This is a genomic window from Actinosynnema sp. NPDC050436 (assembly GCF_040655415.1).
In the GTDB taxonomy this organism is placed as follows: domain Bacteria; phylum Actinomycetota; class Actinomycetes; order Mycobacteriales; family Pseudonocardiaceae; genus Actinosynnema.
This window is the reverse complement of record NZ_JBFAJV010000001.1, coordinates 161,862-176,703: the sequence shown is the minus strand read 5'-3', so window position 1 is coordinate 176,703 and position 14,842 is coordinate 161,862. Positions and strand designations below refer to the sequence as shown.

The 14,842-nt window shown below is 74.1% G+C and carries 11 protein-coding genes; 6 read left to right on the top strand and 5 right to left on the bottom strand.

Going from position 1 to position 14,842, the window contains the following annotated elements:
- Positions 1 to 95 precede the first annotated feature (95 nt).
- Positions 96 to 1,469: a cation:proton antiporter gene (locus AB0I60_RS00790; protein WP_360724705.1), complete on the top strand. Its 1,374-nt coding sequence runs from the start codon at positions 96 to 98 to the stop codon at positions 1,467 to 1,469.
- 10 nt (positions 1,470 to 1,479) lie between these two features.
- Here the strand turns inward: AB0I60_RS00790 and AB0I60_RS00785 are convergent, their stop codons facing one another.
- Together AB0I60_RS00785 and AB0I60_RS00780 are read right to left on the bottom strand one after the other, a co-directional pair.
- A complete protein-coding gene (locus AB0I60_RS00785; RefSeq protein WP_360724703.1) occupies positions 1,480 to 2,157 on the bottom strand; it encodes a response regulator transcription factor in 678 nt (225 codons plus the stop codon).
- Positions 2,154 to 3,413, bottom strand: a complete 1,260-nt coding sequence (locus AB0I60_RS00780) for a sensor histidine kinase (protein WP_360724701.1) — start codon at positions 3,411 to 3,413, stop codon at positions 2,154 to 2,156. The genes AB0I60_RS00785 and AB0I60_RS00780 overlap by 4 nt, the downstream gene beginning before the upstream one ends.
- A 164-nt stretch (positions 3,414 to 3,577) precedes the next feature.
- Here AB0I60_RS00780 and AB0I60_RS00775 point away from each other — a divergent pair, with 164 nt between their 5' ends.
- From AB0I60_RS00775 to AB0I60_RS00755, 5 genes are all read left to right on the top strand, one after another.
- Positions 3,578 to 3,994 (top strand): DUF6220 domain-containing protein, encoded by a 417-nt coding sequence (locus AB0I60_RS00775; RefSeq protein WP_360724699.1) that lies wholly within the window; start codon positions 3,578 to 3,580, stop codon positions 3,992 to 3,994.
- A complete protein-coding gene (locus tag AB0I60_RS00770; protein WP_360724697.1) occupies positions 3,991 to 6,054 on the top strand; it encodes a multicopper oxidase family protein in 2,064 nt (687 codons plus the stop codon). The genes AB0I60_RS00775 and AB0I60_RS00770 overlap by 4 nt, the downstream gene beginning before the upstream one ends.
- 242 nt (positions 6,055 to 6,296) lie before the next feature.
- Positions 6,297 to 7,088, top strand: coding sequence for a class I SAM-dependent methyltransferase (locus AB0I60_RS00765; RefSeq protein WP_360724695.1), 792 nt, complete (start codon positions 6,297 to 6,299; stop codon positions 7,086 to 7,088).
- Positions 7,089 to 7,456: 368 nt separating this feature from the next.
- Positions 7,457 to 8,530 carry an S-adenosylmethionine:tRNA ribosyltransferase-isomerase gene (locus tag AB0I60_RS00760; protein WP_360724693.1) on the top strand — a complete coding sequence of 358 codons (1,074 nt, stop codon included), beginning with the start codon at positions 7,457 to 7,459 and terminating at the stop codon, positions 8,528 to 8,530.
- 2 nt (positions 8,531 to 8,532) lie between these two features.
- Entirely contained in the window at positions 8,533 to 9,810 is a 1,278-nt protein-coding gene (locus AB0I60_RS00755; protein WP_360724691.1) for an NAD(P)-binding domain-containing protein, read from the top strand.
- 49 nt (positions 9,811 to 9,859) lie between these two features.
- On the opposite strand, the gene AB0I60_RS00750 is transcribed toward AB0I60_RS00755, so the two are convergent.
- The 3 genes from AB0I60_RS00750 to AB0I60_RS00740 form a co-directional block, all read right to left on the bottom strand.
- Positions 9,860 to 11,323 carry an FAD-dependent oxidoreductase gene (locus AB0I60_RS00750; RefSeq protein WP_360725739.1) on the bottom strand — a complete coding sequence of 488 codons (1,464 nt, stop codon included), beginning with the start codon at positions 11,321 to 11,323 and terminating at the stop codon, positions 9,860 to 9,862.
- Between the two features lie 32 nt (positions 11,324 to 11,355).
- On the bottom strand, positions 11,356 to 13,452 hold the full coding sequence (locus tag AB0I60_RS00745; RefSeq protein ID WP_360724689.1) for a molybdopterin oxidoreductase family protein: 2,097 nt from the start codon (positions 13,450 to 13,452) through the stop codon (positions 11,356 to 11,358).
- Positions 13,453 to 14,117: 665 nt separating this feature from the next.
- Positions 14,118 to 14,555 carry a hypothetical protein gene (locus AB0I60_RS00740; protein ID WP_360724687.1) on the bottom strand — a complete coding sequence of 146 codons (438 nt, stop codon included), beginning with the start codon at positions 14,553 to 14,555 and terminating at the stop codon, positions 14,118 to 14,120.
- Between the last annotated feature and the right edge of the window lie 287 nt (positions 14,556 to 14,842).

Genomic DNA, 14,842 nt, shown 5'->3' with positions numbered 1-14,842 from the left:
CACGCACACGGCAGCGGGCCATCCGCCCGACCGCGCACCGGTCGGCGGACGGCCGTGCCGCACCGGCCGGGCGCGGGTCCCGGCGGGGCGCGGCGATGATCTCCGCGCCCCGCCGGGGCCGGACCGCGCTCGGCGTGGCCGCCGGGCTCGCGGTGCTCGCGGGCACGGTGCCGCTGTGGACCGCGAACGGCGGGCACGTCGACTCCGTCACCCACTTCCTGCTGGCGGTGGCGGTGATCCTGGTGACCTGCCAGGCGCTCGCCGCCCTGGCCCGCCGGGCGGGCCAGCCGCCGGTCCTCGGCGAGATGGTCGGCGGCCTGCTGCTGGGTCCGACGCTGCTCGGCGCGCTCTGGCCGCAGGGCAGCGCGTTCCTGTTCGCGCCGCCGGTCCTGGAGGGCCTGGACAAGGCCGCGCAGCTCGGTCTCGTCGTCTTCGTCTTCCTGCTCGGCTGCGAGCTGCGCACCGACCGGATCGCGCGCAAGGGCGTGGTCGGCGCGGCGGTGGTCGGCGGCATGGCGCTGCCGTACGCGGCCGGCGTCGGGATCGTGCTCGCCACCGGTGACCTGTTCGCCGGGCCGAGCACCACCTCGCCGGTCCAGACGGTGGTGTTCGTCGGGCTGGCCATGGCGGTGACGGCGCTGCCGGTGCTGGCCCGCATCCTCGCCGACCTCGGCCTGGAGCGGACCGGCGTGGGCGCGCTGTCGATGTCCGCCGCCGCCATCGGCGACGGCCTGGCGTGGCTGATCCTGGCGTTCCTGCTGGCCGGCCAGGGCGCGGGCGACCAGGGGTGGCGGATCGTGCTGCTCGCCACGGCGCTCGTGCTGGTCACGGCGCTGTGCGTGCGCCCGCTGCTCGTGGCGCTGGTCCGCCGGCTCGGGTCGAGCCAGTCGCTGACGGTGGTGCTGATCGCGGGCGCGATCGGCTACGCGGTGCTCACCCAGTCCATCCAGCTCCACCCGGTCGTCGGCGCGTTCCTGTTCGGCGTCGCGGTCCCGCGCGACAGCCCCGCCGTGGAGCGGATCGGCCGGCAGCTGGAGGGCTTCACCCTCATCATCCTGATGCCGCTGTTCTTCGCCGGCGTCGGCCTGAAGATGTCGGTCGGCCTGCTCGGCGCGAACCCGGTGGCCTGGCTGGTGCTGGCCGTGGTGCTGGTGGCGGCGGTGGCGACCAAGGTCGTCGGCGCGGGCGGCGCGGTCCGCCTGGCGGGCCTGCCCGCGGACGACGCGCTGCGCTTCGGGTTCCTGATGAACTGCCGGGGCGTGACCGAGCTGGTCGTGCTGACCATCGGCTACCAGGCGGGCCTGATCAACCAGCTCGCCTACACCATCCTGGTGCTGGTCGCGATCACCACGACGGCGGCCACGGCCCCCCTCGTCCGCTGGTCCCTGCGCCGTTCCCCGGACCCGGCCCGGGACGAGCCCCCGAGACCGGCCCGCCCGGTCGAACGGGCCGACACCGCCCAGGACTGACACCGGCGGGTCAGGCGGTCGACTGGCTCAGGCCGGTCTGGTAGGCGACCACGACCAGCTGCGCCCGGTCCCGGGCGGACAGCTTGCCCATGATCCGGCTGACGTGGGTGCGGGCGGTGGCCGGGCTGAGGAACAGCGCGGTGCCGATCTCGGTGTTGCTCATGCCCCGGCCGACCAGGGCGAGCACCTCGCGCTCGCGGTCGGTCAGCACCGCGAGCCGGTCCTCGCCCGACTTCGCCGCCCGGCGCTGCGCGGTGAACTGGCTGATCAGGCGGCGGGTGATCCTCGGCGCGAGCAGCGCGTCGCCGGCGGCGACCACCCGGATGGCGTGCAGCAGCTCGGCCGGGCCCGCGTCCTTGAGCAGGAACCCGCTCGCGCCCGCCTGCAACGCCTCGAACACGTTCTCGTCGGTGTCGTAGGTGGTGAGGATCAGCACCCGCACCTGGTCCAGCCCGTCCGCCCCGGCGATCTCGCGGGTGGCCCGGATGCCGTCCAGCTTCGGCATCCGGATGTCCATCAGGACGACGGCGGGACGGGTGGCGCGGGCCAGTTCGACGGCCTCCGCGCCGTTGGTGGCCTCGCCGACCACCGCGATGTCGTCCTCCAGGTCGAGCAGCACCTTGAACCCGGAGCGGACCAGGCGCTCGTCGTCGGCGAGCAGCACCTTGATCGGCGGTCCGGCGCTCACCGGTGCGCCCCGACCGGCGCGAGCGGCAGGCGGGCGCTGACCTCGAACCCGCCACCGGGGCGCGACCCGGCGTCCAGCTCGCCGCCGAGGAGCTGGCAGCGCTCGCGCATCCCGACGATGCCCCGGCCGACCGGCGACGGGTGGCCGGCGCGGGACGGGACGTGCCCGGCGCCGCGCCTGCCCTCGTCCACCACCTTGATCCGCAGCGCGTCGACCAGCAGCTCCAGCGTCACCGTCACCCGGGTCGGACCGACGTGGCGGATCACGTTGGTGATCGACTCCTGGACGATCCGGTACGCGGCACCGCCCACCGCGCTGGGCAGCGGCGCCGCCGGCGAGGGCTGCTCGAACGCGATGTCCAGCCCGGCGTCGCGCGCCTTGCCGGTCAGCTCGTGGATCTGGTCGAGGCCGGGGTAGGGCTCGCGCTCGTCGCCGTCGCGCAGCACGCCGAGGATGGCGCGCATCTCGTGCAGCGCCCGCGAACTGGTCTGCTCGATGGTGCGCAGCGCCTCGCGGGCCTGCTCCGGCCGCTTGTCCAGCACGTGCGCGGTGACGCCGGACTGGACGTTGATGATGGCGATGGCGTGCGCCACGGTGTCGTGCACCTCGCGGGCGATCTGGAGCCGCTCGGCGTCCACCCGCGCCCGCGTCTCCTCCTCGCGGGCGCGCTCGGCGAACTCCGCCCGCTCCTGCGCGTCGGCGGCGATCACCCGGCGGGACCGGACCGACTCGCCCAGGGTCATGCTGATCACCGACGCGCCGATCCGGAAGAACACCCAGCCGACGGCCACCCGGGGTTCGATGTCGGCCGCCGCGACCAGCCAGCCGACGCCCAGCACGGCGGTGCCCGCGCCGGTGATCAGCAGCGACCGGCGGCCGTCACCGGAGGAGGCGAGCGTGTACACGGCGACGAACAGTGCCAGGCTGGAGAGCTGGTCGGGGAAGCCGAACCCGTGGTAGACCAGGCTGACCGCGCCGGTGACCGCGAACACCGCGACCGGCAGCCGGCGGCGGACGACGAGCGCCAGGCCGCTGACCACCAGCAGGGCGTAGCCCAGGTTGCCGTGGTCCGACAGCCGGATGACCGGCCCGGACTCGGTGTAGGCCGCGACGCCCTGGATCTGCACCTCGACGCTCTGGATCTGGACGGCGGTCACGAACAGCGCCAGCAGGACGTCCGGCAGCCACGCCGGCCGATCCGGGAACCGGCGCGAGAACCGGGTGGCTGGCTGGCGCGACGATAACCGCAGGTCCATTCGGGGATCGTAGCGCGGTCGCGGGCCCGCGCGAATAGCGTCGAATCGCTCGACCGGGTACTTCCCGCGACGTATTCGGCGACGCCCCGCGTACGCGATTCGCGGTAGTCGGAGCCGGCCCTCGCCGGAAGCGGGGTGGTCCCGCCCGGCGGGACCATCGGCGCGTGAAAAAAGCATTCACCGTTCTGGCGGCATTACTGCTGCTGGCCGTCGTCACCCAGTTCTACCTCGCCGCCACCGGCGCGTTCGACTCCGCGCCCAACGAGCAGGCGTTCGAGCTGCACCGGTTGCTCGGCAACGCCGTCATCGCCTTCTCCGCGCTGGTGGCGATCGCCGCCGCGATCGCCAGGGTGCCCGGCCGGGTGATCGGGCAGGCCGGGCTGGTCGCGGCGCTGGTGGTCCTCCAGTCGCTGATCCGCGAGGTCGCCGAGGCGCTGGGCGAGGGGGCCGCCGCGGGCCACTTCGTCTTCGGCGTGCACGCCCTCAACGGGCTGGCCATCCTGGGGCTGACCTCGCTGGTCGTGCGGCAGGCCCGGCAGCTCGCGTGGCCGCCGGCCGTGGCGAAGCACCCGGTGCCGTGACGACGTCCGCGCTGATCGTCCTGGACCACGCCGCCGCGCTGCTGTGCGCGGTCGCGTGGTTCGCGGCCGGTGCCACGGCCGCAGCGGGGCGGGCCGAGCTCGTCCGGGTGCTGCTGCCGGTGGCGCTGCTGGTGACGGCGCTGAGGGTGGCGTCGGTGGCGGTGCTGGCGGGCCGGGGCTGGTGGTTCGTGCAGGAGAAGGCGCTGTTCGGGCTGCCGGTGCTCGTGGTGGCCTCGGTCGCCGCCGCACTGGTCGCCGGCCCTCGGCTGCGGTCCGGTGCGCGGTCGGCGGGCCGCATCGGTGCCGCCGGCGTCGTTGCGCTGTTCGTCCCCGCTTTCGCCGCAGTGGCGGGCTTCGCGGTGACGTACTTCGGCGGCTACCCGCTGACCCCCGGCACCGCGCTGATCGCGTTCGCGTCGGTGGTCGCGGGCGCGCTGCTGACCGAGCGCGTGCTCACCACCCCCAGCCCGGATCACCCCGAACCGGCACCTCCGGGTCAGGCCGCTTCAGGCACCGACCGGGCGGAAAGCCCTGCGGTGGCACCGGATGAGGACGCGGGCGCGGTCGGGGAGCCGGACGCCGGGGGCGGTGCGGTGGAGGTGTCCCGCCGCCGCTTCCTCGGCGTCGCGGGCGGCGCGGTCGCGGTGGGCGCGGCCGGCACCGGGATCGGGTTGGTGGCGTGGCCCGGCGCGGTGGCGGCCGACCAGGGCGGCGGCCCCGGGCCGGCGGCGCGGCCGGCCGTCTCGGTGGCCGACCTGCGCGGTGCCGACACCCCGGGACCCGGCGGGGTGCGGCGCGAGCACGTGCTGACCGCCCGCAAGGCCACCGTGCGCCTGGACTCCGGGCACCTGGACTCCGGGCGGGACTTCGACGCCTGGACCTTCGACGGCGCGGTGCCCGGACCGCCGATCACCGCGAACCGGGGCGACCTCCTCGTGGTGAAGCTGGTCAACCACGACGTCGAGGAGGGCGTCACGCTGCACTGGCACGGCTACGACCTGCCGTGCGGGGAGGACGGCGCGGCGGGGGTCACCCAGGAGGTGGTGGCACCCGGCGGCGAGTTCGTGCACCGGTTCCGCGCCGACCAGGTCGGGACCTACTGGTACCACACGCACCACGCGTCCCACGTGGGCGTGCGGCGCGGGCTGTACGGCGCTTTCGTCGTGCGGGAGCGGGAAGAGCCGGCCGGTGCGCAAGTGGACCTCACCCTGCCCGTGCACACGTTCGAAGGCGGCGTCACGGTCGCGGGCGGGGGCGAGCACACCGCGCCGCCGGGCACCCCGGTGCGGCTGCGGCTGATCAACACCGACTCCGACCCGCGCCGGTTCACGCTCGCGGGCACCCCGTTCCGGGTGGTTGCCGTCGACGGCCGCGACCTGGAGCAGCCGGGCGAGGTCGGCCGGGTGTCCCTGCACCTGCCCGCCGGCGGCCGGTACGACCTCGTGTTCACCATGCCGGCCACGCCCGTGGCCCTCGCGGTCGACGGCGGCGTGATGGTCCGGCTGAGGCCCGGAGCCGACGACGCGTCCACGAAGGACGCCGACGAGGACACCTCGGGGTGGCCCGAACTCGACCTGCTGACCTACGGGACCCCGATCCCGGTCGGGTTGCGCACCGACCCCGCCGACCGGCACTTCACCCTCGTGCTCGACCGGGGACTGGCCGTGGTCGACGGGTCGCCGGCCTACGCGCAGACCGTGAACGGCCGGGGGCACCCGTCGATCCCCGACCAGCTCGTCACCGAGGGCGACACCGTCCGGTTCACCGTGGTCAACCGGAGCCGGGAGACCCACCCCTGGCACCTGCACGGGCACCCGGTGCTGGTGCTGTCCCGGGACGGGCGGCCGTCGACCGGCAGCCCGCTGTGGGTGGACACCTTCGACGTGCGGCCCGGCGAGGTGTGGGAGGTCGCGTTCCGGGCCACGAATCCCGGGATCTGGATGAATCACTGCCACAACCTGCCGCACGTCCACGAGGGGATGATGTTGCAATTGCGCTACGACGGCGTGACGAGCCCGTTCGGCGGTCGGCACGCGGCGGGTTCCGGGCACGGGCATTGATCCCGGGCGCGTCGGGGCCGTGAGACCCCGACGCGCCGTGTTCCCGAATTGACGCCGGGTGGTTCACGCCGGTATTCGGGGTGGCCGGGCAATGCGGCCAATGAATTCTTAATGTTCCGGTGCGTGATTTTCACATCTGACATCCGGTGACTGGACGTTCTACCGGGGGCGTGCTAGTTTTGAATTGAACAGCGCGGTGGGAATTACGTCGGGGTCATCGCACAATCGGAGGGTGTCGAGCTGTGACGGTAAAGGCTGAAGGTGTGTACCACCCCGGAGAACTGAGCGGCAGCGACAGTTACGGGAAGCGCTTCTCCGAGGTGTACGACACGATCTTCCCGGCGCTCGAACCGGCCGAGCTGGACTGGCTGTCGCGGCAGGTCCCCCGCGACCGCGCGACCGCGTCCGTGCTGGAGTTCGGCGTCGGCACCGGGCGCGTCCTCGTGCCCCTCGCCGAGCGGCTGCGCGAGCAGGGCGTGCGGGCCTCGCTGGTCGGGGTGGACGCCTCGCAGCAGATGCTGGAGATCCTGGGCCGGCACGAGGACCCGTCGATCGAGCCCCGGCTGGGCAACATGCTCTACTACCGGGACGGGCAGGAGTACGACCTGGTGCTGTGCGTGTGCGGCAGCCTGGCGGTCCTTGCGGACGAGGCGGCCCAGCTCGACGCCATGCGGACCTTCGCCCAGCACCTGGCCCCCGGCGGGCAGCTCGTCACCGAGACGCACAACCTGGGCTGGGTCCGGCGGATCGAGGACAACGGGGGCAGCATGTACCTGCCCTACCCCGGCGTCCGGCGCGGCATGGTCGTGTTCTCCGAGCTGGTGGGCGAGCGCTGGAACTGCCGGGAGGTCTGGATCGACGACGAGGACGTCCAGGTCTTCACCGAGCGCGTGCTGCTGATCGCCGAGGAGCGGCTGCTGGAGCTGGCCGCCGCCTCCGGGCTGCGCCGGGTCGCCGAGTACGGCGGGTTGAGCGGCGTCCCCGTCGACGATTCCCGGCCGACCGTGGTCACCGTTTTCGAGAAATCGGCCTAACGCCCGGCGCGGCCACCCACGACGATCGCCGGGGCCCTCCGGTACGGGTCCGCCCCGGCCTCATCGCCGCCTCCCCTCGGGCGGCGCGCGGTTCGCCGGTCCCCGCCTCCGGGCGGGGATCCGGCGACAGCGCCTGAATCCACCGATCGGGTACGCAGTAGATCACCCGTTAGCGGGTTGACGTTGCTCTCCCTGCTCGTGGGAATATCGAGCGGACGCAACACCTCGGTGCCCGAGTCATCTCGGTCGCCATTCGGAAAACCGTTTTCCACCACCGGTCGGCCGGCCTCCCGCCCGATCGGGAGCGCGAATCCGGTGGCGGTGCGTCATCGATCTCCCGACCATTCACCGTGGGGGAGTGGCGTGCCATGAGGACCGAGGAATTCGATTTCGACGCGACGTCGGGGGTCCTGCCCTCCGATCCCGGCGAGTTGCGCGGGAAGTGCCGGGGGACCGGCCGGATGGTGGTGCTGGACCGGGTGGCCGGGTCGATCGGGCACACGGTCTTCACGCGCATCCACGACTACCTCCGGCCGGGTGACCTGGTGGTGCTCAACGACAGCTACGTCCTGTCGAACACCCTGGCGTTCCGGCCCGACGGGGACCACCGGGGCGACGTCGTGGACGTGGTCGTGTACGGCCACGAGCCGGACGGGACCACCATCGCCCGCACGACCTCCGCCCAGCCCTTCCCCGGCCTCACCGCGACCTCGGTGGACGACGAGGGATTCACCTGCACCTTCCTGGAGCCGCAACCGGACGGGCTGTGGCGGGTCGGGTTCGCGCCCGCCGACCGGCTCCCGGAGGTGCTCGACCGGTTCGGCCGCCGGGTCGACGACACGGTCCACCTCGACCCGGCGCACTGGCGGGACTCGCCGCAGGCGTACCGCTCGGTCTACGCCGCGAAGCCCGGCTCGCTGGACATCCCGTCGGCGGGTCTGCACTTCTCCGGCGAGCAGTTGGCCCGCCTCGCCGCCGAGGGCGTCGAGTTCGCCCACATCACCCTCCACGTGGGAGCCACCGAGACGTTCGCGGTGCGCCACATCAGCGCGGAGGAGGTCGAGCAGCACGAGGTGCGGTCCGAGTACTTCGAGGTCGACGCCGAGGCCGCCGGGAAGGTCAACCGCGCCATGGCCGAAGGGCGGCGGGTCGTCGCCGTGGGCACCACGGTCATGCGCACGCTGGAGACGCTGGCCGCCCCGCACGAGCCCAAGGCCCCGATCGCCGCGCGGCGGGCGTGGACCGACCTCTACATCCACCCCGGGTTCCGGTTCAAGGTCGTGGACGTCCTGCTGACGAACCTGCACCGGCCGAGGTCCAGCCACCTCGTGCTCACCGCCGCGTTCGCGGGCAAGGACCTGGTGATGGACTCCTACGCGGAGATCCTCGACCGGGGCGGGTACGAGTTCGACATGTTCGGCGACAGCATGTTGATCGTCTAGCCGTGGGCGGCGCGACTCCTGAGGAGCGGATCGACACGGTGGTCGTCGGCGGCGGCCACGCGGGGCTGTGCATGAGCCTGGAACTCCAGCGCGCCGGGCGCGAGCACGTGGTGCTGGAGAAGGCGCGCGTGCTGGAGCAGTGGCGGTCCGCGCGCTGGGACTCGTTCACGATCAACTCGCCGGTCGCGTTCTCGCGGCTGCCGGGCCAGGTGGACGACCTGCCCGACCGCGCGCGCGGCGTCCCGCTCGACGTGATGGTGCGCGCCTGGGACGAGTGCGTCGCGCGCCGCCGCCTGCCGGTGCGCGAGCGCAGCGAGGTCCGGTCGGTGTCGCGCACCGGCACCGGGCGGTTCCTGGTCGAGGTGGCCGGTGCCGACGGCCCCCGGCGCTACGCCGCGCTCAACGTGGTGGCCGCGCCGGGCCGCCACCAGGTCCCGGCCCTCCCGCGCTGCGCGGCGGACCTCGACCCGGCCGTCCGCCAACTGCGCGTCGGGACGTACACGAAGCCCGCCGCGCTCCCGGACGGCGCGGTCCTGGTGGTCGGCGGCGGGCAGACGGGGATGCAGCTCGCCGAGGAGCTGGCGCACGCCGGCCGGGAGGTGCACCTGGCCACGTCCCGGGTGGCGGGCACACCGCGCGACCACCGGGGCGAGGACGTGATGTTCTGGCTGGACCGGATCGGCTCGCTGTGGGCGCCCCGCGACAGGTGCGGCGACCGCCACGACCCGATGCCGGTCGTCGGCCAGGACCACCCGCTCTCGCACCACTCGCTGGCCCGCCTCGGCGTGCGCCTGCTGGGCGGGCTGGCCGGCGTCGCGGAGGACGGGGCGACGGTAATGTTCCGGGACGACCTGCACGCCAACGTCGCGCACGCGGAGCGGGGCTACCGCGAGGTCCTGGCGCGGATCGAGGGGTGGGTCGCCGCACTGGACCCCGCCGAGCGCGCCGCGTACCCGCCGCCGACCCCCGAGCCGGCGTGGGAGCCGCACCGGCCACTGCTGGAGTCGACGCCACCGGGGTCGTTGTCATTGCGGGACAACGGCATCACCACCGTCGTGTGGGCCACCGGCTGGTCCGCCGACTTCGGCTGGCTCCGGGTGGAGGAGGTGCGGCGGTCGTTGGACGCGCGCGGGTTCCCGGACACCTGCGAGACCACTGTGGACGGTTTCTTCTGGCTGGGCTTCGACGGCCTCCGGACCTGCTCCTCGGGCACGGTCTCCGGCTTCCCGCTCGACGCCGCGCACATCGCGACCCGGCTGCGCGACCACGCCGACTCCTGACGGCGTGGTCGCGCAGCCGGGTCGGTCCACACCGGACAGCCCGGTCCCGTCACCCGGCCAGGTCGGGCGCGGGTTTGCGGGTGGCCAGCCAGTCCGCGATCGCGGTGACCACGTCGAGGCACGTGCCGCAGCCGGTGGTGGCCCTCGTCGCCGTGGCCAGGGCGCCGACCGCCCGCGCACCGGTGTTCCACGCGTCGACGAGCTGTTCCTTCCGCACGGTGTTGCAGCGGCACACCAGCGTGGTCGCGGGCAGATCCGCCGGGTCCGTCGCCGCGCAGCCGGTGACCAGGGCCCGGCCGAGCAGCAGCGCCAGCCGGTCGTCCGGGGCGGGCCGGCGCTGGTCGAAGAGCTGGGTGACGGTGGCGGCGGCGTCCGGGACGCCGAGCAGCACCCCGCCGACGACCAGGTTGTCCCGCAGCACGATCTTGGCGTACCGGCCCCGCGTGGGGTCCTCCACCCGGAGCACCTCGACGCCCGGTTCGCCCACGTCCACGTGCACCTCGCCGAGCGAGGTCAGGTCGATGCCGCGCGCCTTGAGCCGGGTGACCACCGGCGTGCCCCGGTACCGGATGCCGGGGTCGGCCCCGGTGAGCAGCGCGGCCAGCACCGTCGCCTGCTCCCACGCGGGCTGGACCAGGCCGTTGACCTCGCCCCGGTGCTCGGCGCAGTCGCCCAGCGCGTAGACGCTCGGGTCGCTGGTGCGCAGGGCGTCGTCCACCACCACCCCGCGCTCCACCAGCAGGCCGCAGGCGCGGGCCAGCTCCGCCTCCGGGCGGACGCCGGTCGAGACGACGAGCAGCTCGGCCGGCACCACGCTGCCGTCGTCCAGCTCCAGCCCGCTGCCCGGCCGGTAGCGGCGGGCCAGCCGGTCGAAGCGGAACTCCACGCCCGTGCGGCCCAGCGCGTCGGCCAGCACCCGGCCCGCGCCGGCGTCGAGCTGGCGCTCCATCGGGTGCCCCAGCGGGTGCACCACGGTGACCAGGTTGCCGCGCCCGACCAGGCCGCGCGCGGCTTCCAGACCCAGCAGCCCGCCGCCCAGCACGGCGACCGGGGCGCCGGGGCGGGCCGCCGCGAGGATCCGCAGGCAGTCGTCCAAGTCGCGGAACGCCACCACGCCCGGTGCCGGCCGCCCGTCCGGGCCGTGCAGCCCCTCGACCGGCGGCATCCACGGGCTGCTGCCGGTGGCGAGCACCAGCGCGTCGTAGGGCAGCGCCCGCCCGTCGGCCAGCCGCACCTCCCGCGCCGCGCGGTCGACGAGCACGACCTCGGTGCCGACCCGCAGGTCGACCCCGTTGCGGGGACCCCAGTCGGGCTCGTGCAGCCGGACGGCGTCCACCCCCACCCCGCCGGCCAGGACGGTGGACAGCAGCACCCGGTTGTAGGCCGCGTGCGGTTCCGCGCCGACCACGGTCAGCGCGACCCGCGCGCCGTCCGGGTCGAGCGCCCGGACCTCCTCGGCCAGCCGCGCGCCCGCCATGCCGTAGCCGACGACCACGACCCGCCGGGCGGGCACGACGTGCAGCGGGCGGGTCACCGCCGCCGCGCTCATCGGGCCGGCTCCGGGTCCAGGCGGACCGCGCACGCCTTGAACCCCGGGATGTGGCTGGTCGGGTCCAGCGCCGGGTTGGTGACCAGGTTGGCCCGCTGCGCGTCGGGGAAGTGGAACGGCAGGAACACGGTGTCCAGCCGCATGGTCGGCTCGAACCGCACGCGCGCCGAGGTGCTGCCGCGCGCCGAGGTCACCCGCGCCGGGCAGTCGTCGGCGAGCCCGAACCGGGCGGCCGTGTCGGGGTGCACCTCCACGTAGACCTCCGGCTCCGCGTCGGCCAGCTCGGCGACCCGCCGGGTCTGGGTCCCGGTCTGGTAGTGCTGCAACAGCCGCCCGGTGGTCGCCCACAGCGGGAAGCGCGCGTCGGGCACCTCGGGCGGCTCCACGTGGTCGACGGCGGCGAACCTGGCCCGCCCGTCGGCGTGCAGGAACCCGTCGAGGAACATCCTCGGCGTGCCGGGGTGGTCGGGGCCGGGGCACGGCCAGTACAGGCTGTCGCCGTCGCGCAGCCGCTGGTGGCTCATGCCCGAGTAGTCGGCCGGCCCGCCGGCGCTGGCGCGCGCCAGCTCGTCGAACGCCGCCTCGACGTCGGTGGGGTAGTGCCCCGGGGCCTGGCCGAGCCGCACGGCGAGGCCGTGGATCACGTCGAGGTCGCTGCGCACCCCCTCCGGCGGGTCCAGCGCCTGCCGGCGCAGCAGCACGCGGCCTTCGAGGTTGGTCATGGTGCCGGTCTCCTCGGCCCACTGGGTGACCGGCAGCACCGCGTGCGCGATGCCGGCGGTCTCGGAGCGCACGAAGTCCGCCACCACCAGCAGGTCCAGCGCGGCGAGCCGGTCGGCGACCTGGCCCGCGCCGGGCGCGGAGACCACCGGGTTGGTGCCGAACACCAGCAGCGCCCGCACGCCGCCGGGCCGCCCAGCGGCGTCGAGGATCTCGTAGGCCGACCGCCCCCGGCCCGGCAGGTCCTCCTCGGCGACGCCCCACACCGAGGCGACGTGCCGGCGGCCGGCGGGGTCGTCGATCTTGCGGTAGCCCGGCAGCTGGTCGGCCTTCTGGCCGTGCTCCCGGCCGCCCTGCCCGTTGCCCTGGCCGGTGATCGTGCCGTAGCCGGAGCCCGCGACGCCGGGCAGGCCCAGCGCCAGCGCCAGGTTCACCCACGCGGACACCATCGCGGTGCCGTTGGAGTGCTGCTCGGTGCCCCGCGCGGTCAGCACGTAGGCGTTGGACGCCTGCGCGAGCAGCCGCACGACCAGCCGCTGGTCGGCCGCCGAGACGCCGGTGACCCGCTCCGCCCGCTCCGGCCACCACCGCGCCGCGACCCGCCACGCCTGCTCGAAACCGGAGGTCCGGTCGCGCACGTAGGACTCGTCGGCGTACCCCTCGACCACCGCGACGTGCAGCAGGCCCAGCGCCAGGGCCAGGTCCGTGCCCGGCCGGGGTTGCAGGTGCACCCCGGCCTGCCGCGCGGTGGCCGACCGGCGCGGGTCGACCACCATCAGGCCGCCGGCGTCCGAGGCGCGGCGCAGGTGCTGGACGAACGGCGGCATGGTGACGGCCACGTTCGCGCCCACCAGCAGCACCGCGTCCGCCGCCGCCAGGTCGGTCAGCGGGAACGGCAGGCCGCGATCGGCGCCGAAGGCGCGGATCGTCGCCGCTGCGGCGGCCGACATGCAGAACCGGCCGTTGTAGTCCACGTGCGGCGTGCGCAGCGCGACCCGGGCCAGCTTCCCGAGCAGGTAGACCTTCTCGTTGGTCAGCCCGCCGCCGCCGAGCACCCCGATCGCACCCGGCCCGTGCTCGGCCCTGATGGCGGCCAGCCGCGCGGCGACGAAGTCCAGCGCCGGGTCCCACCCGGTCGGCTCCAGCCCGCGCGCCGGGTCGGTCCGGACCAGCGGCGTCGTCAACCGCCCCGGTGTCGTCAGCACCGCCGCCGCCGTCCACCCCTTCTGGCACAGCCCACCGCCGTTGGCGGGGAAATCCCTCGGCCGCACCCCTATATCGTCCTGGCTCCCGTCGACGGTCATCCCGCATTGCAGCGCACAATAAGGGCAATGGGTTTCCGTCGAAGACAGCGCGATGACCCGACCGCTCATCAATCCACCTCCGCGATGGACTCAGCATCGGGGGAGGAGGTCCGGCTGTCCACGCGTCCGCAACCGTTTCACGGTAATGGACCAACACGAAACAAGGCCGACAAACCTGGCCAAACCGGACCGGGCGGAGAGGATTGCAAGGCGGTTGAAAATCTACATAACTCCTGGTCGGGAGGGTGTTGAGCGGATCGTGTCAAATGGTGGATTCCATTCGAAAGGGGCGCACGGGTGTTGTCCTCGGCGTGTCGGTTGCTCGCCCGTACGGCCGTACTGGGACACCCGGTGGTCACTGTTCCGGTACCGCCGCTTTCCGCCGTAGTGCGGAGCAGGGGCGGGTAACAGGGGTGCAATACCGGTTTGTCCGAATTCACCGGAAAGGTGCTCACGGGCGGACCGTCAAGTCGTCTGCCGTCCACGACCGGCGACTTCGTCCCGACAGGTGGAATCGCCGTCGCGGTCGGTCCGGCTCCGGTGTTCCGGCGGTGCCGCGACCGTCCACCCCGGAGCTCCCGATGGTCCACAGAGGACATACGAGGAGATGTCGCTCTGCTGTGGACGGTCGAGCGCGTGAAGCGGTTCCGCGAGGCGGCTTTCCGCCTCGCGGAACCCCGGGTGCCTGGTGTCGGCAGGCGGTCGGTCACGGCCGCGCGGTCACGGCCGGCCGATCACCACCAGGCGGTGGCGTTGTTCCCGGTGCACGTCCCGTTCGGGTCGGCCACGTAGCAGGCCCGGAAGGCGCGCGCCGGATTCGGGCTCGTCGGGTAGCCCTGGGTGTAGTTGCGGCTGCCCGCCGTGTAGGTGGAGAAGTCGTCCGCGACCCGGTCGCCGTTCAGGTCGACCTCGAAGCGGATGAACTCGGGCCCGGTGTAGTTGAGGATGCGGCCCCACCCGTACTGCGCGCCGCCGCAGGTGCCGTAGCGGACCTGGACGATCCGGCCGTCGACCGTGCGCTGGACCGCCGTGAGCGGGTTGGCGCAGGTCGCCGGGTCGGCCCACCACGGGGGCGCGGCGGTCGCGGCCTCGGCCGAGGCCGTCGCGGTGGCCAGCAGCGTGGCGGCGGCGGTCGTGGTCAGGACAGCCGCGAGCTTGGCGGTGAATCTCATCGTGTTCCCCCTTGTCGCTGGTTGCGCGGACGAGGTCGGCGCCGCGGACCTGCACGGGTTCCGCCTCCTGCCGCCCCGGTCGGGCTGAGGGCCGGCCGTTGTGGGGCCGACCGTCGTCGGGCCGACCGTCGTGGGGCCGCGCGGAACCGGCAGGCGGTGACCTTCGGCGTCAGGTGTTCCGGCACAGCTCGGTGTCGTCACTCCCCGCCGACACGAGCGCCTCGCCGTCCGCACACATAGTCCCACCGCCGGTCGGGACAGGCATCAACCCGTCCGGGTGAACACGG

Excerpts from the sequence above, each read along its gene's own strand:
- AB0I60_RS00790 (WP_360724705.1), top strand. The coding sequence starts at position 96 with ATGATCTCCGCGCCCCGCCGGGGCCGGACCGCGCTCGGCGTGGCCGCC.
- AB0I60_RS00780 (WP_360724701.1), bottom strand. The coding sequence starts at position 3,413 with ATGGACCTGCGGTTATCGTCGCGCCAGCCAGCCACCCGGTTCTCGCGC.
- AB0I60_RS00760 (WP_360724693.1), top strand. The coding sequence starts at position 7,457 with ATGAGGACCGAGGAATTCGATTTCGACGCGACGTCGGGGGTCCTGCCC.
- AB0I60_RS00745 (WP_360724689.1), bottom strand. The coding sequence starts at position 13,452 with ATGAGCGGTCGGGTCATCGCGCTGTCTTCGACGGAAACCCATTGCCCT.
- AB0I60_RS00740 (WP_360724687.1), bottom strand. The coding sequence starts at position 14,555 with ATGAGATTCACCGCCAAGCTCGCGGCTGTCCTGACCACGACCGCCGCC.